The 24,608-nt window shown below is 45.0% G+C and carries 26 protein-coding genes; 1 reads left to right on the plus strand and 25 read right to left on the minus strand.

Annotation, left to right across the window (positions count from 1 at the left end):
- Positions 1-27: 27 nt before the first annotated feature.
- The 10 genes from E4K68_RS03675 to fabZ form a co-directional block, all read right to left on the minus strand.
- On the minus strand, positions 28-816 hold the full coding sequence (locus E4K68_RS03675) for a basic amino acid ABC transporter substrate-binding protein (protein WP_135377389.1): 789 nt from the start codon (positions 814-816) through the stop codon (positions 28-30).
- A gap of 148 nt (positions 817-964) precedes the next feature.
- Positions 965-1,852 (minus strand): ABC transporter permease, encoded by an 888-nt coding sequence (locus tag E4K68_RS03680; protein WP_135377390.1) that lies wholly within the window; start codon positions 1,850-1,852, stop codon positions 965-967.
- A gap of 13 nt (positions 1,853-1,865) precedes the next feature.
- Positions 1,866-2,882, minus strand: coding sequence for an ABC transporter permease (locus tag E4K68_RS03685; RefSeq protein ID WP_135377391.1), 1,017 nt, complete (start codon positions 2,880-2,882; stop codon positions 1,866-1,868).
- A gap of 69 nt (positions 2,883-2,951) precedes the next feature.
- The gene (locus E4K68_RS03690; protein ID WP_135377392.1) at positions 2,952-4,538 is read right to left on the minus strand and encodes an ABC transporter substrate-binding protein; all 1,587 of its coding nucleotides are present in this window, start codon (positions 4,536-4,538) and stop codon (positions 2,952-2,954) included.
- A gap of 552 nt (positions 4,539-5,090) precedes the next feature.
- Positions 5,091-5,393, minus strand: coding sequence for a zinc-ribbon domain containing protein (locus E4K68_RS03695; protein ID WP_135377393.1), 303 nt, complete (start codon positions 5,391-5,393; stop codon positions 5,091-5,093).
- A 63-nt stretch (positions 5,394-5,456) separates the two neighbouring features.
- A complete protein-coding gene (locus E4K68_RS03700) occupies positions 5,457-6,197 on the minus strand; it encodes a ComF family protein (RefSeq protein WP_135377394.1) in 741 nt (246 codons plus the stop codon).
- A 5-nt stretch (positions 6,198-6,202) separates the two neighbouring features.
- Entirely contained in the window at positions 6,203-7,936 is a 1,734-nt protein-coding gene (locus E4K68_RS03705) for a helicase-related protein (protein ID WP_135377395.1), read from the minus strand.
- Positions 7,911-8,375 carry a hypothetical protein gene (locus E4K68_RS03710; RefSeq protein WP_135377396.1) on the minus strand — a complete coding sequence of 155 codons (465 nt, stop codon included), beginning with the start codon at positions 8,373-8,375 and terminating at the stop codon, positions 7,911-7,913. Before E4K68_RS03710 ends, E4K68_RS03705 begins: the two co-directional genes overlap by 26 nt.
- A 23-nt stretch (positions 8,376-8,398) precedes the next feature.
- Positions 8,399-10,219 (minus strand): O-antigen ligase family protein, encoded by a 1,821-nt coding sequence (locus tag E4K68_RS03715; RefSeq protein ID WP_135377397.1) that lies wholly within the window; start codon positions 10,217-10,219, stop codon positions 8,399-8,401.
- The gene (gene fabZ / locus E4K68_RS03720; RefSeq protein WP_135377398.1) at positions 10,219-10,656 is read right to left on the minus strand and encodes a 3-hydroxyacyl-ACP dehydratase FabZ; all 438 of its coding nucleotides are present in this window, start codon (positions 10,654-10,656) and stop codon (positions 10,219-10,221) included. The genes E4K68_RS03715 and fabZ overlap by 1 nt, the downstream gene beginning before the upstream one ends.
- A gap of 131 nt (positions 10,657-10,787) precedes the next feature.
- Between fabZ and E4K68_RS03725 the strand changes: the two genes are divergently transcribed.
- Positions 10,788-11,930 carry a glycosyltransferase gene (locus E4K68_RS03725; protein ID WP_135377399.1) on the plus strand — a complete coding sequence of 381 codons (1,143 nt, stop codon included), beginning with the start codon at positions 10,788-10,790 and terminating at the stop codon, positions 11,928-11,930.
- Between the two features lie 109 nt (positions 11,931-12,039).
- Here E4K68_RS03725 and E4K68_RS03730 read toward each other — a convergent pair whose 3' ends face one another.
- The 15 genes from E4K68_RS03730 to atpE form a co-directional block, all read right to left on the minus strand.
- Positions 12,040-12,780 carry a WecB/TagA/CpsF family glycosyltransferase gene (locus tag E4K68_RS03730; protein WP_135377400.1) on the minus strand — a complete coding sequence of 247 codons (741 nt, stop codon included), beginning with the start codon at positions 12,778-12,780 and terminating at the stop codon, positions 12,040-12,042.
- A 26-nt stretch (positions 12,781-12,806) separates the two neighbouring features.
- Positions 12,807-13,790 carry a rod shape-determining protein MreB gene (gene mreB, locus E4K68_RS03735; RefSeq protein ID WP_135377401.1) on the minus strand — a complete coding sequence of 328 codons (984 nt, stop codon included), beginning with the start codon at positions 13,788-13,790 and terminating at the stop codon, positions 12,807-12,809.
- Positions 13,791-14,000: 210 nt separating this feature from the next.
- Entirely contained in the window at positions 14,001-14,249 is a 249-nt protein-coding gene (gene spoIIID / locus E4K68_RS03740; protein WP_009619498.1) for a sporulation transcriptional regulator SpoIIID, read from the minus strand.
- Positions 14,250-14,424: 175 nt separating this feature from the next.
- The gene (locus E4K68_RS03745; protein WP_243450255.1) at positions 14,425-15,135 is read right to left on the minus strand and encodes a M23 family metallopeptidase; all 711 of its coding nucleotides are present in this window, start codon (positions 15,133-15,135) and stop codon (positions 14,425-14,427) included.
- 79 nt (positions 15,136-15,214) lie between these two features.
- A complete protein-coding gene (gene spoIID / locus E4K68_RS03750) occupies positions 15,215-16,156 on the minus strand; it encodes a stage II sporulation protein D (RefSeq protein WP_135377402.1) in 942 nt (313 codons plus the stop codon).
- A 237-nt stretch (positions 16,157-16,393) separates the two neighbouring features.
- Positions 16,394-16,582, minus strand: a complete 189-nt coding sequence (locus E4K68_RS20270; RefSeq protein WP_158291363.1) for a hypothetical protein — start codon at positions 16,580-16,582, stop codon at positions 16,394-16,396.
- Between the two features lie 38 nt (positions 16,583-16,620).
- Positions 16,621-17,871, minus strand: coding sequence for a UDP-N-acetylglucosamine 1-carboxyvinyltransferase (murA, locus tag E4K68_RS03755; RefSeq protein WP_135377403.1), 1,251 nt, complete (start codon positions 17,869-17,871; stop codon positions 16,621-16,623).
- A 113-nt stretch (positions 17,872-17,984) separates the two neighbouring features.
- Positions 17,985-18,716, minus strand: coding sequence for a hypothetical protein (locus tag E4K68_RS03760; RefSeq protein WP_243450256.1), 732 nt, complete (start codon positions 18,714-18,716; stop codon positions 17,985-17,987).
- A gap of 178 nt (positions 18,717-18,894) precedes the next feature.
- The gene (locus E4K68_RS03765; RefSeq protein WP_135377404.1) at positions 18,895-19,299 is read right to left on the minus strand and encodes a F0F1 ATP synthase subunit epsilon; all 405 of its coding nucleotides are present in this window, start codon (positions 19,297-19,299) and stop codon (positions 18,895-18,897) included.
- Between the two features lie 3 nt (positions 19,300-19,302).
- Complete coding sequence (atpD, locus tag E4K68_RS03770) at positions 19,303-20,700, minus strand: F0F1 ATP synthase subunit beta (RefSeq protein ID WP_135377405.1); 1,398 nt, start codon at positions 20,698-20,700, stop codon at positions 19,303-19,305.
- A gap of 36 nt (positions 20,701-20,736) precedes the next feature.
- Positions 20,737-21,582: an ATP synthase F1 subunit gamma gene (gene atpG / locus E4K68_RS03775; RefSeq protein ID WP_135377406.1), complete on the minus strand. Its 846-nt coding sequence runs from the start codon at positions 21,580-21,582 to the stop codon at positions 20,737-20,739.
- Between the two features lie 24 nt (positions 21,583-21,606).
- Positions 21,607-23,115 (minus strand): F0F1 ATP synthase subunit alpha, encoded by a 1,509-nt coding sequence (gene atpA / locus E4K68_RS03780; protein ID WP_135377407.1) that lies wholly within the window; start codon positions 23,113-23,115, stop codon positions 21,607-21,609.
- 4 nt (positions 23,116-23,119) lie between these two features.
- Positions 23,120-23,686, minus strand: a complete 567-nt coding sequence (gene atpH / locus E4K68_RS03785) for an ATP synthase F1 subunit delta (RefSeq protein WP_135377408.1) — start codon at positions 23,684-23,686, stop codon at positions 23,120-23,122.
- Positions 23,683-24,180, minus strand: a complete 498-nt coding sequence (atpF, locus tag E4K68_RS03790) for a F0F1 ATP synthase subunit B (protein WP_135377409.1) — start codon at positions 24,178-24,180, stop codon at positions 23,683-23,685. The genes atpH and atpF overlap by 4 nt, the downstream gene beginning before the upstream one ends.
- 112 nt (positions 24,181-24,292) lie before the next feature.
- Positions 24,293-24,523: a F0F1 ATP synthase subunit C gene (gene atpE / locus E4K68_RS03795; protein WP_135377410.1), complete on the minus strand. Its 231-nt coding sequence runs from the start codon at positions 24,521-24,523 to the stop codon at positions 24,293-24,295.
- Between the last annotated feature and the right edge of the window lie 85 nt (positions 24,524-24,608).

The raw sequence follows: 24,608 nt of genomic DNA on the forward strand, positions 1-24,608 counted from the left end.
GGCTATTAGAAATTTTGCGTGGTTTACTTAAAATTTCGGTGCATCCTTTTTGAACCACTTTTTATAAATATTATTGTATTGTCCGTTATCCATTAATTTTTTTAACGAAGCATTCATTTTTCCTGCCAATTCTGTATTTCCTGATTTCATGGCTATTCCATAATACTCTAAGCCAGAATCTGCATCCACTGAGTCAATCTGGGCATTAGCATTTTGCGCTTGGAACCACAATACTACCGGCGCATCAGCCACAACCGCATCCACTCCGCCGTTTAGAAGATCGTTGAGAGCGTCTGGTGTTGTGTCATATTTTTTTGTTTCTACACCAATTTTTTCGACTGCAAATTGCCCTGTCGTATTGAGTTGAACCCCAACCTTTTTGCCCTTTAAATCTGCCAGTGTTTTAAAGTTAGCCCCTTTTTTCATGGCTATATACTGACTACTTTTAAAATACTTGTCACTAAATTGGACAGTTTTAGCGCGATCATCCGTGATTGTCATGGCTGAAATTATTGCATCATATTTTCCTGCTTGTAAAGCCGCAATCAAACCATCAAACGCGGACGTCTCTATTTTGACCTTATATCCCATATCAGCCCCCAGAGCATTAATGAGTTCAATGTCAAACCCCGTTGGTTGTTGCTTTTCATCCATAAATTCAAACGGAGCGTAGGCGATATCAGACCCAACCTTCAGAATCTTTTCAGCAGGAGCTGGTGTTGGTGCTGGGGCGCTGGTGCTTCCGCAGCCAGCAAGTGTCAAGAGACTTAGGCTAAGCAATCCGGTTAAAACAAGACGAACCTTCGATTTAAACATTTTTATTCCCCTCTCTTTCAGCTGTGTTAATAACTTCCCTGACAGACTATTGTGTTATACACAGCTCATCCTTGTGGTTCCAATTATACATACTTATGAATTTTTATTCAATACCTTTTTTTTCTATCCTTTTTAGACATCTTTATTCTTATTTTTTCAAGCGAGGATCTAAAATATCCCTCAAACCATCTCCAAAAAGGTTCAGCCCTAGAACAGTTAACGAAATTGCAATTCCGGGAAAGTAGATCATATATGACGCGTTATTAATAAACCGACGACCATGAGCAATCATGTCGCCCCATTCTGCCTGTGGAGGTTGAACTCCTAAACCCAAGAACCCCAGCGAAGCTGCTTCTAAAATGGCGGTCGACATTCCTAAGGAAACTTGTACAATTAGCGGGGCTAAAACATTGGGAAGAATATGGCGTAGAACTTGACGCACAGATCCAGCTCCGATCGATTTTGCTGCTTCCACATATTCTTGAGAACGTACGGCAAGTACTTGTCCACGCACGATACGAGCATAAACAGGGATTCCCACAATCCCAATAGCAATCATAGCGTTTCCTACACCACGTCCCAGTCCGGTCATGATCGCAATAGCCAAAAGTATCGATGGGAAGGCTAAGAGAATATCGGTAAAGCGCATGATGACATCATCCCAAACTCCTCCAATGTAACCGGCGATCAATCCCAACATTGTCCCGACAGTAAAAGAAATTCCAACGGCGATGACCCCTACCATAAGGGAGACTCTCGCCCCAAAAAGAATCCTAGATAAAATATCGCGCCCAAATTCATCTGTTCCGAACCAATGAGCTGCAGACGGTGTTTGTAAGCTCACACTTAAATCTGTCTGAAGATGATCGTACGGCGCTAGTAATGGGGCGAATATGGCGATAAAAATCATAAAAAGGAAAACGAAAAGCCCAAGAACTGCCATTTTATTACGAAAGAATCGACGCAAGAGAAACTGCGAGGTTTCTGCCTTGTCCTCTTGTACGAGTTGAGTTGTTGGTGATTCTGATGAAGACATAGGTTATCCCTCCTTAAGCGTAGTGAATCCGCGGATCAATGAACGCATAAAGGAGATCCACGACCAAATTTACCACAACATAGACTGCTGCACTAAGAAGCACTGTTCCCTGTACTAGGGGGAAATCTGAGTGATCAATCGCCATGAACGTTAACGATCCTACACCTGGCCAGGAAAAGATCGTCTCTGTAAGGACTGCTCCACCCAGCAGGCTTCCAAACTGTAACCCGATTACCGTGATAATTGGGATCATAGCATTTTTTAAGGTATGTTTCAGGATTACAGCCCGCTCACTTAGCCCTTTGGCCCTCGCTGTTCGGACATAGTCCTGACGGATCACTTCGAGCATACTTGAACGTGTCATTCGGGCAATGACTGCTGTCGAGGATGCCCCAAGAACAACTGCAGGCATAATAATGTGACGAACAGTGTCTCCCAACGCACCCCAATCTCCCGTCTTAAAGCCATGTATGACACTGTCAATGAGAAAGAACTTCGTATAAACTACCATATCAACTGATGAGCTCAACCGATTACTGGTGGGAAGCCAACCCAAGCGAACTGCAAAAATATCGATGAAAAGGAGCCCCAGCCAGAAAATTGGCATTGATACGCCAAGCAGGGCTCCTAACATACTCATATAATCCAACGCTGAGTATTGTTTAACCGCTGAGATGATCCCTACTGAGATTCCCATGATAGAGGCCAATAACAAAGCTACAACGGTTAGCTCAATCGTTGCTGGAAAGCGTGACGTGATCTCTTTGGTGACAGGCTCCTTAGTAAACAATGACCTTCCCAAATCCCCAGTCACTGCACCACCGATAAAGTGTCCAAACTGAACATAAAGGGGATCATTTAATCCGAGTTCTTGCCGAAGTGCTTCTTGTTTTTCCGCCGTGGCATGTTGTCCCAAGATGACTGAAGTGGGGTCGACCGTAAACACATGCAAAACGAGGAAAACTAATAGTGATACTCCAAAAAGGACTGGGAATAATAGAAATATTCGGCGTATAATGTACCTCAGCACAATTTTTCCTCCAAACACACTTACCAAGGGCAAGCCCTTGGTAAGTCAGTAGCATATTTAGATAACCAATTATTTAGTTGCTTTGTCTAACGACTTTAGGAAGTAAACCCCTGTCGGATGGATTTTGAACCCTGTGATACTTTTGCTTGCAGCAGCCATATCCATTGAGCTACTTATGAATACCCATGGTGCATCTTTGACGAGAATCTCTTGGGCTGCGGTGTAATCCTTGATTCGCTCATTTTTATCGGAGCTTTGTTGTGCCTTCATGAGTAATTCATCATATTGAGGATTATTGTATTTCGCATCGTTTAAACGGCCATTGCCAATTTGACTAGAGTGGAGTAAGGCATACAAGAAGTTATCAGGGTCTCCATTATCTCCTGTCCAACCATACAGATAAGCTTCTGCTTTGCCGTTCTTTACATTTTCTTTGTGTTCTTTCCAAGCCGCAGAGGTGATTTTCACGGTGACCCCAACTTGTTTCAAGTATCCCTGAATCGCCGTGGCCAAGCTATCTCCTCCAACTGAATTGTAAGGGCGTGGATTTGGATAGCTGATGAGTTCGAAGCTTAAGTTATTATCGTAACCAGCTTCTTTTAAAAGTTGTTTGGCTTTCGCCTGATCAAAGGGGTAAGGTTGCAGATCTTTGTCATAACCGAAAAGAATTGAAGGCAAGGGTCCGTTAGCTAATGCAGCATTGCCCTTGTAAAGGCTTTTCACCATTTCTTCTCGATTAATAGCCATGGAAATTGCTTCACGAACTTTAGGATCATTAAAGGGTTTACGGTCTGTGCGCAATCCCATATAGTTGATATTCATTCCCGGAGAAGTGCTAAAGTTAAGTTTTGTATCAGCTTTTAATTTTTCAACATCATTCGGATCGATGCCATCAATGATATCCACTTCGCCAGCCAAGAGTTTATTGGCTCGTACGGAGTTTTCTTTGACCACTTCAAAGACTAGTTTGTCGATTTTCGGCTTGCCATCCCAATAGTCTTTATTGGCTGTGAGAGTGATCTTAGAATCCTTTTCCCAACCAGCAAAAACAAATGGGCCTGTGCCAACAGGGTTTGAACCAAAGTCTTTACCGAATTTCTTAATAGCTGTCGGAGAACCCATAGGAGCACTCAACGACATTGCAAGGTTCAAGAGAAATGGGGCATATGGATTCTTTAGGACAAATTTAACGGTGTTCTCATCCACAGCAACGACTTTGTCCACCATGCCAAGCGTAAAGTCAGCATAAGGCATGTCAGCCGTTGGATTCGGTGGGAGTTGTCGTTCTACATTAAACTTTACCGCTTCGGCATTAAAGGGCGTTCCGTCGTGGAATTTAACCCCCTTGCGAAGTTTGAACGTCCACTCTTTTCCATCTGCAGACGTGCTCCATTCTGTTGCTAGAGAAGGTTCTACCTCAGTGGAACCTTCTTTGTATCGTACCAAGGTGTCAAAAATATTAGCCACAACTTTTGCCGATTCGCCATCCTCAATCATGACTGGGTCTAGGCTGATTGAGTCTGCTCCACGTGCCAAAATCACCGTTTTGGCTCCTGCGGCCTGGCCTGATCCTGTGGTGGTGGTCCCGCCGCATCCAGTGAGCAAGGTGCTCACTAGAAAAAGGGAGGCGAGAACCCCTGCCAATCTTCTTCTCATTCCTTTTCCTCCTTCTGTTAATGGACTATTAAGATCCTGTTAAGATGTAATCTATGTATTCTATATACTTAAGTCAATTCCTGCTTTAAGAAGCTAGGTTATCCTCAAAAATCGTACTTTTTTGTTTTAATTTACGATTATTATACAAATAATCTCATTTGTTATGGTTAATACTAGATTTTAAATGTATCGATTATGTCTATATGATAGCACAACATCCTTTTGACCAACTGCTACCGAATCGAGAAATGAAGACTATAAATCATCTAAAGTATAATTAATTTATCCCCCGAAGTTACACACAGGTAGGTGTGTATAATGTGGATAAGTGTTGTGGATACCCTTAATTAGCTTGAAGATCTGTGGATAACGGTGTTGAAAACACATCAACTTTCTCTGTCTTTGTTAGATGATCAACCGAGATCCACAATAACTCCGTAATACAAGGTACTCAAGGTTAATACAATAAAAAGCATTGATCAACTAAACGTCAACCAATGCTTGTCAATTCATAATAATTTAATTCAATATACTTATACTTTAGTACTTGAATTAATATTGTTCGCGAGCTGGGCGGTGGTGCTGATAGCACTCACGGCAGTATACTGGACGATCGGATGTCGGTTGGAAAGGAACTTGAGTTTCTACTCCACAGTCCGCACATACGACGGTAAACATTTCGCGTGATCTTCCTTCTTGAGAGTTACGGCTTGCTTTGCGTGCGTTACGGCATTCGCGGCAACGTTGTGGTTCATTTTCGAAACCCTTTTCAGCATAGAACTCTTGTTCGCCAGTTGTAAAAATAAAAGTCGCTCCGCAGTCTTTACATACTAGATCTTTGTCTTCAAAGGCCATGAAAGATATTCCCCTTACGTAAAAAAATGTAATAGGCTGTGCCCATCCACTGATATTATAACTCTATTCACACGAAGGCACAAGTTTTTTTTCTAACCCAGCGGCTAAGCACAAGCCATAAATTTCATGTGCTCCGCTTTCTCGCAATACTTCTGCCACGGCCTCAAGCGTTGCCCCCGTGGTAGTTACATCATCGACAAGCCACATATTTTGCCCTTTAATATTCCCGGGTTTCCGTACTATGAATGCACCTTTTAAGTTGAGCAGACGTTCCTGGCGGGAAAGAAGAACTTGAGATGATGTTGGCTCTATTCTCTCAACTCCTGGGATTATCGGCAATCCCAATTCCCAGTGCAACATCGAAGCAATAACTTCTGCCTGATTAAAGCCTCGTTCCATTAAACGAGCTGCGTGCATTGGCACAGCCACTACCCCTTCGACGGGAGGTAGCTGATTAATGGCCCAATTTGAAAAAGGCCGAGCAATTTCAAGCAAGCGTCGAGGCTGTGCTTTGAATTTGACAGCATGAATAAACTCCCTTAATCCTCCGGAGTAATGTCCCCAGGCCACAATTCGATCAAGCTGTTTCGGCCCCTTTCCAGCTCCACAGTCGAGACAAAGAATATCCTCTGACATAATTAATTTCCCGCACCCCCTACACCGACCGAGTTCGGGGTGAAGATAGTTTATCGTGCAAGATGGGCAAATTGGTCCGCGCTCCACGCCACAAAATGCGCAAGCTCGTTCGTCCGCATACCAAAGAGCACGGGTGATTTTGGTTGCTTCCTTCCAAAACCTCTTCAAGTCGCCTAGCTCCTTTCTTCTCCCGTATCAATGAGCCCCAACTCTAAGGCGCGCTTATTTTGCTCCTCAATCCATCGAATCGCTGTACGCATGGCTGGTGTCATACTTTTAGACATAAATATGACCTTTCCTTGAGGGTTTTCTCGGGTTCGACCTACCCTTCCTGCCATTTGCACTAAAGCGCGTTCATCGAAAACAGTATGATCTGCGGCGAGAACGACCACTTGAATTCCTGATAACGTAATACCTCGTTCCAAAATAGTTGTGCTCACAAAAAGATCATATTCACCCTGACGCAACTGCTCAATTTTGTTCAAACGTCCAGGGTCTGCACTGTAGCTGCCGTCAACACACCAATGCTGAAATCGTCGTTGAAAGCATTTAATCCAAGAGTCGATCCAAGAAATCTTCGGGACGAAGACCATCACCGGCCCTTGTATCCTCAATGCTTCGATTTGAACTGCTAATTCTCCTGTACACTCATTAGGCTCTAAAGCATGACGAATTCTTTTCCATATCGGAACTGGCAAAGGGTTGCGATGATGACGTGCCGGTAGACGGATAAGCCGCATTTTACCTTGTTGAACCTTCTTTAACCCTTCAGGTGAGGGGGTCGCCGTTAAGTAGAGTATCTTTCCGCCTTGGCGCAAAGCATAGTGTAATCCCCACTCTAGAGCACGATTTCCATGATAGGGAAAGGCATCCATCTCATCCATAAAAATTACATCAAAGGCCTTCCAAAACCTTAATACTTGGTGTGTGGTCGCTAACACTAGCCCCCCAATTTGATACTTTACCGGGGTTGTCCCTGTTAAAACTTGAAACGGATAATCTGGAAAGTCTCGTAGAAATCTCGGTACAACGTCATGAATGACATCCTGGCGAGGCGCTGCAAAAAGCACAGATTTACCCTGCTGCAATGCCCATGCAGCAGACGGAAAACATACCTCGGTTTTTCCTGCTCCACACGCAGCCCAGAGAAGTGCCATTTCTTCAGTTGGATGTTTTATAAATTCAAACACTTGGTCACTCGCCAAACTCTGGGCTGACGTTAATTTCCAGTGTGGCTGGAAAAACACCTCAGATGGGCCATCCAAGAGTGAGCGATGATCGCGATAAAGCACGTCCAAAGAAGAGCTTGCTCCGATACTCTCACAGCTACGACACGTTGCGGCCATCCCGTAAAGACTTGGCCACTCTTCCACATCCTTCTCCCCACATCGTTGACACTGCCAACTTCTTCCCTGCGCTTTCACAGATGGAACCCACTGCGCCCTTCCCTGTTGCACATTAAGGTGAGCGAATTTGGTAATCTCTTCATTATCAATTTTAAGTTCTCGGGCGATTCCGTGAAGATCCCCGTTTGAAAGTTGCCGTCCTAAGACAAGTTGATTGAACGCCTTTCTAACCTGGTTATCTTGATAACCATTTCGATCCTTATTCAATAATTCTTGAGGGATCAGCGTTGGCCGACTGATTTCCTCCCAGGCAAAGTCCAGTGTATTCCAGCCAAATACTTTAAGTATCTTGAGAATTTCTGTCTGTGTTTCCCTCCGGGTAGACCTATGCCAAAAACTAAAGTGTTTCCCCCTATTTAGCCGCTCCTGGACGACCTGAATGGCTGCCAAAGGAAGAGGGGTATTCAGAACACTTATCACACCCAAATCCAGCTTGTCCCTCTCTAAAAACGGAGAAAAACTGACGTCACCGTTTTCATTCAACGTCAGGAAAAAGTTCATACGCTTCTCCCTCCCTGTGGTTACTCCCGCTCAAGGGAGTTATCTCGCCTTCCACATCGCAATTAACGTAAAGCGAGGATTCGTAAATTTCCATTTCCGGGAATCGACGTTGGAGACAAGATATGTAAATCTCATTTGATTGAGATACCATGCCTTGATGAACACAAACACTGATCCACAATGGGACCCTCAATTTTCTACTCAGCCTAGGTAATTCCTTTTGCAGATGCAAAAATTGCTTCTCCAAATCGCTATTTCCTAAGTTCAAGTCCGATTCACGGTAATAAACATAGTTTAAATTATGCGTTCGACTGCCAAGTCCTTCTTTCCATGTTTTAAGGAAAACTTGCCATTTGTACGGGATATTCCATTCAAGGGGTGAATCCATGATCCACAAAAGAATGCCCAAAATCAACACAACTCCCGGTAAAAACGTCATAAAACTCGCCTCCTACTCCCAACCTATGTTTTTGCTAGGGGTTGCGTGAGTTGTCTTTGGCGGGCATATTCAGCTAGGAGCCTGATATGTTGAGAGGGTTTAAAATCTCGGTAACCTTGCCACAGCAACCGATCAGTTGAAGAGAGGATGACCACTCTCCCTTCAATTCTTCGCGGAACATCTTCAACCCAGTGATAGAGACTATTGGCTGTTTCGGGGTGTGTTCGCCTCTGTACCTCCGCAGCCTCCCAAACAACTGATTGTGCCCATTCGTATGCTGCCAGGTCAAGCGGTTGCCAGCTTAGCACCTCCTCTACAGCCTTCAATCCAATCTCCGTCTTTCCCCACCGAAGTAAGAATTCAGCTTGCTCTCGCCGCGGTCTGATTTGCGTCTGATCCCAGGATAAACTCGTATTCCAAAGTTCAATACTTCGTCCAGGATCCTTTTCACCCAATTCAACAGCCTTCGTATTCCAGGACCGTTCTCTCTCTAAGAGTGTTGGATTCAAAAGGACGCTTCCACAAAACAAACACATGATTAGACTTAAAAGAAGCATCCCTCTGTTCCAAATATCCGAAACTAAGGTATTCGTCATAAAGAGATAGCGAGGATGTTTAACTCTTTTTCGGATGCTCCCGAAAATCATCCAAAATAAAAAGCCCAGCGAGCTAAACGAAAAATCCGCATCTACCAAACTATGTAGTACCAAAAACGCCAAAGCACTCCACGCCCGAGCCTGTGCCTTAATTTCTTTGAGTTCCACCTCTGATTTCCATAGTACACGGTTCCCCCAAGTCTTCAAGATCTGAATTAACGTGAAAACACCCCAGATCACCGCACATATGATTCCGGGAGCACCCTGGTTTAGAAGGACATTGATTAAACTCGAATGTGGATCTGCCGTCCAATAAGGAAAGCGTTGAATCGTGGGAAAAGCCAGCCACCCTCCTGCTTGAGGCAGACCCTTAGCGTTCCAGGCTAAACTAAGCCCATCCTTATAATAGACCAACCGTTCCTGCCAACTCGTCGAAGTAAGGCCCCATGACATTAGGTTCTCCCAGGCCGTTCTATTAAAGAAAACGATGAAAACCATTCCGGCAATTCCCAGAGAAATCACCCATAGCCTTCCTAAATAGACACCTAATAGCTTCTTCTTCACATGAAATCTCTGATTCAAGGCCAGCGAAAAAGGCTTGTGGCTCGTTCGAATCCACAGGAGAAGCTGTTGGCCCGTCAAAACGGCTAAAAACAAGCCGACTCCAGCTCTCGAGCCTGTTCCCAGTAGAGAAATCCCCAGGAATATTTGAGCTGGCTTCCTACGTGAGTAAACCAAAAGCACTGCTCCTAAAAAAGCGGCTGTAGCATTGGGGTATCCAAAGACAGAACTTAATCTTCCCGCTACTTTACTCACCCAAGGAACCCACCCAAGGATAGCGACAACAATCGCCACCCATTCCACACGTTGTGCTAAAAGTTTCTTAGCTAATTCATCCGAGGAGATCTGAACCCCAAGCCGATAAATGAACCAGAAAATCCCCCAACGTAAGGCTTCAAGTAATCCGTCCTTAACCCTGACGGGGTGAATTACCCCTAATACAGAAAAAAGTATCATCCCTAGAAGCAAAAAATCGGTCAGGCCAAACGCAGAATTCTTTTCCGCAATAAAAACGAATTTATGATTTAGGTGAGATAGCAACACGTAACTCGACAAAGCAAATCCAAAAATCATTAATTCCTGCGGAAAATATAGACCATGGATGACACTCAGGGCAAGAAAAAGAGCTAGGAGATCTGCTGTTTTGCTCCTAGCTCTGCTGACTTGATGTAACGTTGATTCAATCACTACGCAAGGGTCTTTCGCTCTAGGAAGAATTTAAGGGTACCTTCTGCGACTAAGGCATCCCCAACATACGCTTTGCCCTGAGCGACAGCAAACGATTTGCGTAGTTTTACAAGATCCAATTCCAAGCGAAGCTGATCTCCGGGAATCACTTGCCGTTTAAATTTAACGTCGTCTAAACCAGCAAATAAACCCAAGAAGCCCGCATACTCCGGCAATTTAAGGATAGCTACTGCCCCAACCTGGGCTAGTGCTTCCATGATCAGAACCCCTGGCATAATAGGGTGCCCTGGAAAGTGCCCTTGAAAAAAAGGTTCATTGATGGTGACATTCTTGATTCCGACCGCCCTTTTTCCTTCTTCCAATTCTATGATACGATCTACCAGAAGAAAAGGATAACGATGAGGAACAATCTCCTGAATTTCTTGGCTCTGAAGCATAAAACTCCTCCTTAAATCTATCCATCTGCGACTTGCAGATAGGTACCCGTTTGTCTTATGATTGGAGATAGGTATTTTCCTACTCGCACATAGTATAACCAAGTTTAAGTCTGAAGGGAAGATAGCATTGCATGAAAACCCACAGAATTTTACATATCATAGGTGGCGGAGAAATCGGCGGGGCAGAGCAGCATGTGTTATCCCTCCTCAAAGGTTTGAACCGAACTCATTTCGCCCCACATCTTATCTGCCTTACCCATGGTCCTTTCGCAGGCCTTGCGCTCGATCATCAGATTCCTACTCAGACCTTTCCAATGCGCTTCCCCCTTGACCTGTCTCCTCTTCCTAGCCTCATTCGTTGGACTCGACAACAAGGGATAACCCTTATTCATACCCACGGTTCTCGGGCCAATCTCCTCGGACGTTTGAGTGCAAAATGGATGGGTATCCCCTGTCTATCCACTGTACATAGCTCCCTGGCCCATGATTATAGTTCTACTTGGTCTGCTCGTATGGCTTTAGGACTCGACCGCTTAACCCTGCCTTTGACTTCTGGGATTATCGCCGTATCTGAATATTTAGCAGAGGAAGTTGCTTTGAGAGGCGGCCGAAATATTGACACTATTTATAACGGCCAAAACCGCTTACTCATTAAGGATCCACATTCTGCTCGACAACACTTCCGCGAGCAATGGGGAATTCCAACCGAAGCGCTCGTCCTCGGAACGATTGGTCGACTCCATCCCACTAAAGGACAAACTTATCTTATTAAAGCCGCTATGCGAATGCGTTTAACCTTTCCAAGCCTTCATCTTTTGTTAATCGGAGAAGGTCCACTCCATCAAGACCTAGAACTCGAGCTTGAACGCAATTCCATTCCCTACACCCTAACCGGATACCTTTCCAATGCTTATGAAGCCCTACCTGCCATGGACCTTTTTGTTCTACCGTCTATTAGTGAAGGTATGGGGTTAGTCCTCCTCGAAGCGATGCAGGCCGGAGTTCCGATTGTTGCCAGTGCTGTCGGAGGAATCCCAGAAGTTGTCCGCTCTGGAAAAGATGGACTACTTGTTCCTCCCCGTGATGTAACAGGTTTTTCCGAAGCGTGCACTTCCATTCTCAAAAATCCCGATTTATCGAAATCCCTTGTTCGTTCCGGCCAAAGCCGCTGGTCCATGTTTTCTATTGAAAATATGATCTTAAAAACCGAACAAGTCTACACTCGTTTACTTACTAAAGCTATTCCGCCTGCCAAAAAAATATCCAACATTTAACAAAGGTTTTCTCCACATTCGAGGAATTCCCAAAAAGAGGATTATTCACCATTTAGGCGAATAATCCTCTTTGTCTTTACTGTGCTTCTTTATGCAACAGCTTTGGTCTTCATCCTTCACTCTTGCAACTATTCTTTAAATTAACTTGATGCCAAAGTACCTTTAAAACAAAACGTGGTAACACGGTTTGGCGTTTCCAGCGCCAGGGTTCTTTCCACAAGCGATAGAGCCACTCCACATGAAGTTCTTGAATGCGTTTTGGCGCGCGAATAACTGTCCCGGCGAGCGCATCGAAACTTCCACCTACCCCTATACTGACCGTTGCTAATCCTGGATGCTCCTCAATCCAATATTCCTGATGTGGAGCCCCCATTCCAACAAGCAACACATCAGGTTGAAAACTCCGAATCTTTTCTAACACGAAAGGCTCTTCAGCCAAACTAAAGTATCCGTGAAGGGCTTCTAAAATAATCCCAGAGTGTTCCCGGCAAACTCGATTCGCCGCCTGTTCGGCAACGCCTGGTTTCCCACCCAGAAATAAAATCCGCCATTTCCCCGCATCAGCCGCTGGGAAGAGGGCCTGAACTAGATCAATCCCGGTCACTCGCTCTTGAACTGAAGTACCTAACCGTCGGGCAGCCCAAACCACCCCAATACCATCCGCGGTAACTATATCTGCAGAATTAATAAGCTTTTTTAGCCGTTGGTTACGATCTGAGGCATAGATCATTTCTGGATTAGCGGTGACCACCCGCATTGGAGCCCGATTTTCTACTGCTTGACGAATCTGCTCTACTGTTTCCTGCATAGAATATGTGTCTATGGTAACTCCAAGAATGTTGGCTTTCATAGATGATCCTCTCTAATTCTCTAATGCTAAAAACCAGCATCCAATACCTTACCCGTACCAAGAGCCACGCAAGAAATCGGATCCTCGGCTAGACTAACCGGTAAACCTGTCTCGCGAGACAGACGAATGTCAAAGCCGTACATTAAAGCGCCCCCTCCTGTCATAACAATTCCTTTGTCGAGTATGTCAGAGGATAATTCTGGTGGAGTTCTTTCGAGAACTTCTTTAACTCCAACGACGATCGCCTCAACGGATTCCTCAAGCGCAACATAACACTCTTGAGAATTGACCTTGATAGTTTTGGGCAAGCCTGTAATCAAATCACGCCCGCGTATATCTATCTCCGCTGATGGACGGCCCTCTGGAATTGCCGAACCGACTGCCATCTTAATTTCTTCAGCGGTACGTTCTCCAATCATGAGATTATGCTCCCGTCGAATATATCTACTAATCGCCTCATCAAATTTATCCCCGCCTACCCGAAGACTTCGTTTTGCCACTATACCATTTAGCGAGAGGACTGCAATATCCGTTGTTCCCCCACCAATATCTACGACGAGATTTCCATTCGGCCCAAAAATATCCAGTCCTGCCCCGAGTGCCGCAGCATACGGTTCTTCTACTACCTTGACATCCCTAGCTCCTGCCTGATAAGCCGCCTGTTTAACTGCCCGTTGTTCAACTTCTGTTACTCCGGACGGAATACAAACTACGACACGCGTTTTGAAAAAGGGCCAGCGCTTAGCACCTGCTTTCTCAAGAAAATATTTAAGCATTAGTTCTGTGGTCTGATAATCCGCGATTACTCCATCACGCATCGGGCGCACAGCCACGATATTCCCCGGAGTCCTGCCAATCATTAACCTTGCTTCTTCTCCCACAGCAATTCGTTTATTTGTATTGCGATCAAACGCAATAACAGAGGGCTCATGTAACACAATTCCCTTTCCTTTGGCATAAACCAAGACACTTGCTGTACCCAAATCTATTCCTAATTCAATTCCAAACATTAGTGGAGGTACCCCTTTCGTCATCATAGCTTGTCCATCTTGATATTAATATATAAACAAATAGCATAATCTCCCTTACGGGAGATTCGCTATTAAAGTTTGGTACTAAATTTCATTCGTGATTTAATCGCTAATCCCTTTTGTAGATACAAATTTTTTCGCATATTTTCTTGCAAATTTTTTGGTTACTTTTAATTAGTATCTTAACTTCTAATTTTCCTGGTATTTTTTCCGAGTTGCCTCTCCTCCCCGAATATGTCGTTCTGCCTTGTTAGTCTCCAAAATATGCTTTACTTCCATGGATAGCTTCTCATTGACCAAGGGTAAGCGTTCCGTTACATCTTTATGTACAGTACTCTTGCTAACACCGAAAACATCAGCCGTTTGCCGGACCGTTGCACTCGATTCCAAAATGTAAGTCCCAATATCAAGCACCCGTTTTCGTATATATTCTTGCACGTCAGAGCCCTCCTTCGTCCACAAGTGTAGTACATTTATATGCGTGCTCAATAAAAAAAGACATCCATAAAGAATGTCCCCTAATTGGTAAATGCTGTGTATTAATTTAGCTGATTGTCATGGTTCAAAAAGACATCCTCAAAGGATGTCTTTACACGGAAAACTATTGTGCGCTTTAGTTTTTAAGTTCTAGCCCCTGTACCTTGTCACCATGCCAAACCTCGTAATGAAGTTGGGGTTGATCGCTTAACCCCTCTGCTCCAGGAAAAAATCCGACTTGTCCGATCCTTTCCAAGGTCTCTATTGTCTCACCATTGTTGACACTGAGGTTATCTAAACCTCCGTACGTGACCAGCCATCCACCGCCACAGTCTAGGGTCACCTTCTGCCCTAGAATGGGATCCTGCCCCGCAAAAATAACTTTTCCTCCGTGAGTAGCTCTGATTATCGTTCCTTCCGGTTCAGCGTAATCCATTCCCCCATGAAAAAGATAGTTATCAAGGACTTCGAAATAATAATTTCCTATGCCCCGAAATACCTTCCCCTTCACCGGGCTGGGAAAGTCTTTAATAGACAATTCTGATTCGACTAAGTCCGCCTTGAGTGATAATTTCTTTTCTTCACTGCTACCTTGACTCATATTGTCAGCAATTGTCTGTTCTTCTGTCTGTGTCGAAAGCTCGGTTTTTTTTCCGTCCCTCGTTTCTCCTTGTACACTCACTGGCACTTTTGCTGAAACCGTTCGCACTGTTTCCACTGTTTGAACTTTCTCTTGGGCAGACTCGTATAAGACACTTTGATACCCAATGCAAAGGATTAACCCTCCTACTAAAAAGGAACTCGTCCAAACTAAAATCCAGCTTTTATCCCATTTTCGTATGTTCATTCGACTCACCTCTAACCTCTAGCCTTGCCGAATGATGCAGCTTTTAGACTCTTCGAGCACACTGAAATTAACTCCTTGCTTATTGCTTATGCCCCAACAACATAAGCTTCGTGCCTGGGTAATAATGATCAAGAATCTCTTCCACTTTCTTATTCCCTTTTGCCAAATCATTGGCTCCCCATTGCGACATTCCTACAGCATGCCCATTACCATACGTCGTTATAGTAATGTGCTCCGGTTGGACTACCCATTCGATATCCGTTGAAGAAAGTCCTAGCAATTTTCGCAGTTGAGTTGCAGGATACACATTGCCCAGCACTCGAACATTCTTGGCCCTTCCCACCGCGGTTCTTTCTAAAATCATAAAATCCCCTAATGTAAATGAACTCGCTGGTCTCACGATCCCCAACTTTTTATAGATCTCTTGAGGAGTAAATGAAACGCTTTTAATATAGCGTTGTAAGTTTTCTTCGCCCGAACTTACGTTTAGCAAATATGGACGAGGAGAACTCCACACTTCCTCTGACCGCTCTGTTGGCTTTCTTCCGCTACTACTATGGTAATATGCCTCAATATATTCCCCGTTGGTCACAAGGACCTTCCCGTATGTTTCTGTCACGGCCTTTTGTATCTTTCCTCGATAACGCCAGTAATTTAGCCATCCCCAATTGTTCCTCATTTGCGCCTCAGAAAACCAAGCCTGCGTTTGCACGGTAGTATCCACATCATATCCGCCCTCTTGCAAATTACCTAAACTTAATCGTCTAGCTGCATAGGTCCGTGCAGCTATAGCCTGAGCCTTTAGGGCCTCCACCTCGAATTCTGCTGGCATTTCAGCTGCCACAACCCCCAACAAATAGTCTTCAAGTGGAAACTTCTTAACTTCCCCATTTGGCATCAGAACACGGATTTGCACATCTTCACTCATGACCTTCTCCTTTTGCCAACGCAAAACGCTCCATGGAATTATCAAAGCAATACTAATGGATAACACAATGAGCCATACCCACTCTTTTTTCATGAACCCTCCTGCGGTACGAGCTTTTTCTAAAATCTATGCAGAAGGGATTTAGATTATGAAATACAAAAAGGAACAAGGAGTAGTTAATCTACTTCTTGTTCCTTTTCTATCCCATAGAAATCTCAAGAACACTGCACAATGTAGCAAAAGGACGTTCTTGGCTAGCGATTATGCTAGTTAAGAACGTCCTACTCAAACCAACTTTGCTTTAGCGCTTACGCAACAGCCCCCGAGCGCCTATCGTCGTTCCAAGCCCCCGTCGACCCAAGTCCAGAGGAAGTTTCTTAGCTTAGATAGGCACGTGAGCGGAATCGCGTCAATGAGCGCAAACGATAAAGCGTAAAGAAACACCGCCAAGGATGGCAAGGGACGGCGCACACGCAGAACTACCTGGAAGTTTTGTGTTTTAGCGTCAAGCGAATACATAGAGCGAGTACGAACGCGCTAAGACACTGACTCTCTCTCTAATCACCGCGAACTATATTAGCCCCTAAGCGAGAAAGTTTCTCCTCCACCTTCTCATAACCACGATCTATGTGATGAATCCCTCGAATATCCGTTGTCCCCTCAGCTGTCAATGCCGCTAGTATTAAAGCGGCTCCAGCTCGTAAGTCTGTCGCTGTTACAGGAGCCGCATTAAGTTGCTGTATCCCATGAACTATGGCACTCCGTCCTTCAATCTTGATGTCCGCTCCCATGCGTTTTAGCTCATCTACGTGCATAAAGCGGTTTTCAAAGACCGTCTCTGTGATTAAACCGGTGCCACCCGATCGTGTGAGAAACGCCATAAAGGGTGCCTGTAGATCCGTAGGAAATCCAGGATGAACCTGAGTTTTGATATCCACCGCATTATAGGCACCATCTCTCCTAATGCGGATCCCGTCCCCTTCTTCCACCATGTGTATTCCAGCCTCTTCCATCTTGGCAATCAAGGGTTTCAAATGGTCGGCAATAATATTTTGAACCAAGACATCGCCGCCCGTTGCTGCTACCATTAGTAAATAGCTTCCTGCCTCGATACGATCTGGGATCACAGTGTGAGTGGTGCCGTGAAACTCTCGAACTCCTTCAATATGAATAATGCTTGTGCCCGCGCCACGCACTTTTCCTCCCATCTCGTTCAGAAAGGTTGCCAGGTCGACAATTTCTGGCTCTTGGGCTGCATTTTCTATGAGCGTAGTCCCTTGGGCCATTGCAGCAGCCATCATTATATTTTCTGTGGCTCCAACACTTGGATAATCGAGGTATATTCGGGCTCCCTTTAGACCCTTTGAGGATACATCTAAAAATCCATGATCCATTTTGACTTCGGCCCCTAAGGCTTCCAAACCCTTCAAATGCCAATTAATGGGACGCGAACCTATGGCACATCCCCCTGGATGGCAAATACGAACATGTCCCTTGCGGGCCAGTAACGGTCCCATTGTGACAATCGACGCTCTCATCTGAGAAACAAGGTCATACGGAGCCTCAATACTATCTATCTCACGGGCATGGATTTTTAGAGTTGAACCGCTACGCTCAACCGTTGCACCCAAAGCCGAAATAACCTGATTCATCACATTGACATCCAATAGATCTGGAGCGTCATCTAGTTGAACGGGTTCGGCACATAGCAAACTTGCCGCTATAATGGGAAGTACGGCATTCTTTGCCCCACTTACTGTGATCGTCCCTTCCAGTGCTTTTCCACCTGTAATTGAAAGCTTACTCAAATTCTGAAGACACCCCCTGTCCTAGTCTTAATTATTTGTTCCAGACTAGCTACTATTCTCTTTGCATAGTCAATATTCCTGCTTAATTTCGACTTTTTTCCTGAAATAGTACGCTAGAACTCTTCCAACAATGCAGGAATGGCTAAGACAGTTTGCCCGTTAGTGCTCTTCCCACGACTAAGTAGTTGTATGTTAATCCGGTCTTGACCGGCCATGACACTCGTTTTCAAATTGCTTTGATAGGCAGCTATAGAAACCATGTTATCTGAGAGTGTCCATTGAACCGGAAGAGCATTGGTCTGGCTGAAATAAGCAGATATATCCATTGCCTGCGAAACCCGCTCATCTAAATAGAGCCGTCCACCTTGTTTATCAAGCTGTTGAGCCATAGTAGTATACCACGAATACAGATTTCGTTCTTGTTTTTTATCTATAAGATGATGCCCTGAGAGAGTCACTGCTACATTTCCACTGGTGGTCTGTAGCTCTTTGTAGACCCATTTCCAACCTGGCATCGGTCGTTGTGTCAAAATTTCAAGTGGTACATTTCCATTTTCAAACCATAAAGTAATACTAACCTCAGCGTCCTTCGCAAGAATGGACCCCGAATTCAGGAGCAAAGGCACTGCCGAAAGTGAGAGCTTTGCATCGTCTTTTGACGACATCCACCCCCCTTGTGTACAAGCCCCCAAACCACTAAGTAGTAAACTAGCAATCAATGTTATCCAAAGAATTCTATAGAAACCGGATTTTGGCACTACTAAGCCAGTAAGCATGTCGAAAACCTCTTTCTCAATCTCTATGGGCTTAGCTGTAGCATTACCAAATAGTGAGAAAGCTAACATACTTACCTCAGGAAAGTTTAAGGAATTTCCATGAAACAGCAATTTATACTCAAAGGAAAAGTACTAGTTGCTATACAACAATTGTTACCAGACTATTATAAGTCTTCTCGTATAAAAAGAAAAAAGGCCTTGACAAAAGGGCCTTTTTTCTCAGTATAAAAATACGCCTAAAATGTGCCTATTTTTCTGCAGCACTTATACGGGCCGTTGCTTTTCGCAAAGCATACTCGGCACGTCGCACGTCAATTTCATTAGAACGTGATGTCAAACGATTTGTAGCTCGTTCTTTAGCCTTTACTGCACGAGTAAGATCGACTTCTTCACCTAACTCAGCACTTTCTGCAAGAACTGTCGCAGAGTTATCAGCGACTTCGACAAACCCTCCCGCAATCGCCACTCGTTTAATAGTGCCGCCGTTTAGGGTATATCGTGCTACGCCAACATCAAGTGCCGCAATCAAGGGTGCGTGGTTCGGCAATATCCCTAATTCACCTGACCCGCCGGGAAGTACAACAAACTCAACATCTTCGTTTAGTACGTCACCCACAGGAGAGACAATGCGCAGTGCGAATGTTCCTGCCATGGCTTACGCCTCCATTTTCTTGGCTTTTTCAACTACTTCTTCAATTGAGCCCACCATTAGGAAGGCAGCTTCAGAAATGTGATCGTATTTCCCATCCAAAATTTCTTTAAAGCTACGAATTGTATCTTTTAAGGGCACATACTTTCCAGGTGAACCCGTAAATACTTCGGCAACAAAGAATGGCTGGGACAAGAAACGTTGGATCTTACGAGCTCGAGCAACGACAATTTTTTCTTCTTCAGAAAGCTCATCCATACCTAGAATAGCAATGATATCCTGCAATTCTTTGTACTTTTGAAGAATTTGCTGAACTTCACGCGCAACACCATAATGCTCTTCACCAAGCACCAAAGGTGAAAGAATCCGTGAAGTTGAGTCCAAGGGGTCCACAGCAGGGTAGATCCCGATTTCAGTAATGGCTCGCGACAAAACCGTTGTAGCATCTAAGTGGGCGAAAGCTGTTGCCGGAGCGGGGTCTGTCAAGTCATCAGCAGGCACGTAGATAGCTTGCACAGATGTAATAGATCCCTTACGTGTGGATGTAATCCGCTCTTGCAATTGACCCATCTCAGTTGCCAGCGTTGGCTGATAACCTACGGCCGAAGGCATCCGACCGAGCAAAGCCGAAACCTCAGATCCAGCTTGAGTGAATCGGAAAATGTTGTCGATAAAGAGCAACACGTCTTGACCTTGTTCATCACGGAAGTATTCCGCCATAGTCAGACCTGTCAAGCCCACACGAAGACGAGCTCCGGGTGGTTCGTTCATTTGACCGAACACCATGGCGGTCTTATCGATAACGCCAGACTCTTTCATTTCGTGGTAAAGGTCATTTCCTTCTCGAGTCCGCTCACCAACACCGGCGAATACAGAAATACCACCGTGTTGTTTAGCAATATTGTTAATAAGTTCCATAATTAAAACTGTCTTACCAACACCTGCACCGCCGAAGAGTCCGATCTTTCCACCCTTAGAATACGGAGCCAGTAAGTCGATAACTTTGATACCAGTCTCCAAAATACGGGTAGATGGCTCTTGATCTTCAAAGGCCGGAGCCGGACGGTGAATCGGATAACTGGTATCGGAGTTAATGTCTCCAGCATTATCAATAGGCTCACCTAAGACGCTAACCATCCGCCCTAGGGTCGGCGATCCGACGGGGACTGTAATTGGGGCACCAGTGTTAATTACGTCAGTTCCTCGTTGCAAACCATCCGTTGAAGACATTGCTACAGTACGTACGGTGTCGTTTCCGAGATGTTGAGCTACTTCTAAAGTTATGTTAAGCTTCTGCTCCGGAACCTTAACCTGAAGGGCGGTATATATAGCCGGCAGTTCGTCGGGCGCAAACACAACGTCAACTACCGGTCCCAAAACTTGCAAAACCTTGCCGTTTTTCACAGGCGCGAAACCTCCTTATTGGGTTTTTCCGACAGCTTAATTTAAGGCAGCTGCTCCACCGACAATTTCAGATATTTCCTTGGTAATCGCCGCCTGTCGGGCTCTGTTCATAACCAGCGACAATCGGTCAATCATATCCTTGGCGTTATCTGTTGCGGAACTCATGGCTGTCATCCTAGCCCCTTGCTCGCTTGCTTTTCCTTCAAGAATAGACCGGAAGATCTGTGTCTCAACATACTTCGGTAACAGACTTGCAAGGATCTCATCAGGCGACGGCTCAAAAATATATTGTTTACCTTGTTTGCCTTCCGGCTTTTCGATCGGAAGTAGTTTGATTTGCGTGGGTCTCGCGTTAATTGCGCTTACGAATTCAGTATACATGAGATAAACCTCATCCGCTTCGCCCTGCTCATAAAGTCGTACCACTTCCTGGGCTATTTCTTTCGCTTGATTATAACTTGGTTCATCCCCAAGCGCTACAAACTCAGCCAAAAACTCAATTTTACCGCGTCGGAAGAAATCCCGACCCTTGCGGCCCACCGTTACCAACTTAACGTTTTGCGACGTTTCGGCAATCAAGCCAGCGGTCTTCCGAATGAGGTTCGCATTGTACCCTCCGCAGAGACCGCGGTCTGACGTTATCACCACATAAACCACCTTTTCCACAGGCCGCTTGATCAAGAGCGGGTGAACTGTATCCACTGGAGCCTGGGCTAGGCGTTCTAGAACCCCCTGCAATTGGTGGGCATAGGGGCGGGCAGCGTTAAGTTTTTGTTGGGCTTTCCTGAGTTTGGCCGCGGAAACCATTTTCATCGCCTTAGTGATCTGCTGCATGTTGCGGACGCTGCGGATCCGGCGACGAATATCGCGTACTCCTGCCACCTCATTCACCTACTCCTTTTTAATCTAGGCCACAAACCCCTGTTTGAATTCGTTAATTGCTTTTTCCAGATCGGCGATCATATCGTTGGAGAGCGCCTTCTCGGTGCGAATTTTAGCCAACAGGTCGGCCTTCACGGAGCGCATGAAGCGCAGGTATTCTTGTTCAAATTTCCCAATTTTCTCAACATCAATATCATCAGTAAACCCTTTAACCGCCGCATATATAACGATAACTTCTTCCTCAACAGGCATTGTTGCATACTGATTTTGTTTGAGAATTTCCATCGTCCGTTTTCCACGGGCCAGACGTAATTGGGTAACTTTATCCAAGTCAGATCCAAATTGAGCAAATGCTGCTAATTCACGATAGCTGGCGAGGTCCAAACGAAGCTGTCCTGCAACCTGTTTCATAGCTTTGATTTGCGCGCTACCACCTACTCGGGAAACTGAAAGACCAACGTTAATTGCTGGCCGGAAGCCGGCGTTAAAGAGGTCTGCTTCCAAAAAGATCTGACCATCAGTAATGGAAATAACGTTTGTAGGAATATAGGCCGACACGTCACCCGCTTGAGTCTCAATAATCGGAAGTGCTGTCATCGAACCTCCACCAAGTGCATCAGACAACTTTGCTGCACGCTCCAACAAACGAGAGTGGAGATAAAAAACGTCTCCAGGGTATGCTTCACGTCCCGGTGGGCGTTTAAGGAGCAGGGAAAGTTCACGGTAAGCTACCGCTTGTTTGGAAAGGTCATCGTAAATGATCAGGACATGCTTGCCGTTATACATGAACTCTTCACCCATAGCAGCACCAGCATAAGGAGCGATAAAGACCATTGGTGAAGGCTCAGAAGCAGTAGCGCATACGATAATTGTGTATTTCATTGCATCGTTTTCTTCTAATTTCTGAACCACGCTGGCGACTGTAGATGCTTTTTGCCCAACAGCTACGTAAATACAAATCATGTCTTGACCTTTTTGGTTAATAATCGTATCGATAGCAACGGCAGTTTTACCAGTTTGGCGGTCACCAATAATTAATTCCCGCTGACCACGACCAATAGGAACCATAGCATCAATAGATTTAAGACCAGTTAACATAGGTTCATTTACGGATTTACGCGCAATAACACCTGATGCTGGGGATTCAATCGGACGGAACTTATCGGTCACGATCTCCCCTTTTCCATCAATGGGTTGACCAAGAGCATTAACAACGCGGCCAATCAAAGCCTCGCCGACAGGAACTTCCACGATCCGTCCTGTTCTCTTAACTTGGTCGCCTTCTTTAATACCAGTAAAGGGTCCAAGAACAACGCAACCAATATTGTCTTCTTCAAGGTTCATAGCCATGCCGTAAACTTGTCCTGGAAACTCTAAAAGTTCACCAGCCATAGCCTTTTCTAAACCATAAACACGGGCAATACCGTCTCCAACCTGGATAACTGTCCCGACATCTACGATATCGACAGCTGATTCATAGCCCTCAATTTGCTGTTTGATAATGGAACTAATTTCTTCTGGACGCAAGTTCATCCTGTTATTTCACCCCTACTTCCTGAGGTTTATCTGAGGTTCTACGTAAATTCTCACGCATACGATTCAAAGCATGGGCGATGGTACCATCCATCACTCGATCTCCGACCTGTATTAGAACCCCACCAATGAGTTCAGCTCGCACTTCGCTGATAATGCGGACATCTTTCCCTGTCATATGACCTATAGCCTTCTTGAGATCTGCAAGTTGAGATTCACTCAAAGCAACGGCACTAGCCACTTTGGCTTCCACAACTTGACGCGCCTCATCTGCCAAACGTGTAAATTCGTGTTGAATGGACGGCAAGAGGGATTCCCTTTTCCTGTCAATCAAAAGATGGAGGAACGAACGTGTTGTTGCGCTAAACTCTTCTCCCATCAACTTGTCCATAATGGACTTTTTAACACTCAAGGAAATATGGGGATGAAGCAAGGCCTTTTTGACCTCAGCATTTCCCTCCACAAGCATCGTCAGTTCACGTAAATCGGAGTCAATGGAATCAAGGGACGACTCGGCGGCAATTTCAAACAAAGCCTGAGAATACCTACGAGCAAGTGATCCATTAATCATTGCATATCCCCTACTTCTTGAATGAATTGCTCAATGAGCTGTCCTTGGCTCTTCATGTCAAGCTTTTGTCGAATAATCTTTTCAGCAACTAAGACTGACAAATCAGCCACTTGAGCTTTAACCTCAGAAATTGCCCGATCGCGTTCGCGTTCAATATCCACAAGGGCAGATTTCTTGATTTTTTCAGCTTCGACATGGGATTCAGCTAAAATTTCAGCCGCACGCGCTTCACTAACTTTGGTCGCCTTAGCAATTACTTCTTGGGCTTCCTGACGAGCTTTGCGCATTTCTTCTTGATATTCATGTTTTATTTGCTCAGCCTGTTGTCGTTCATTTTCTGCCTGAGAAAGCATGGATTCAATGTGAGTCCGACGTTCTTCCATCATTTTCATTAACGGACCCCATGCCTTTTTACTAAGCAACCAAACGAGCAACAGGAAAGATAAGACCGTAGCCACTACCGTATAGTCAAATTGAATAGGATTCCCACCCAATGGTCTACCCCCCTCTCGAGTCTAATTGACGTCGGGATGATTTTTTTCAAGGGGGAACTCACGTTCCCCCTTGAATTAAGATGGGCCGTATTCCTTAGCCCAATACGCGAACTTACTTTGTAAACATGAGCAGCAGGGCAACAACCCAGCTAAGGAGTGGCAAAGCCTCGATCAAACCAACACCAATAAACATGGTAGCTTGTAAAGTTGCTTTAGCCTCTGGTTGGCGAGCAATGCCCTCCACCGTTTTACTAATAACATTACCATTACCAATTGATGCTCCAAGAGCTGCTAATCCAGCAGCAATCCCTGCACCAAGTGCAGCAGCAGCAGATACGTCCATAGGATTTCCTCCTTTCTTGTTTGCAATAATTATTAAGTATTATTCCCTCAGTGAGCGTCAGCATCACTGAAAACTAACCTGAGAA

This window comes from Desulfosporosinus sp. Sb-LF (assembly GCF_004766055.1).
Lineage (GTDB): Bacteria > Bacillota > Desulfitobacteriia > Desulfitobacteriales > Desulfitobacteriaceae > Desulfosporosinus.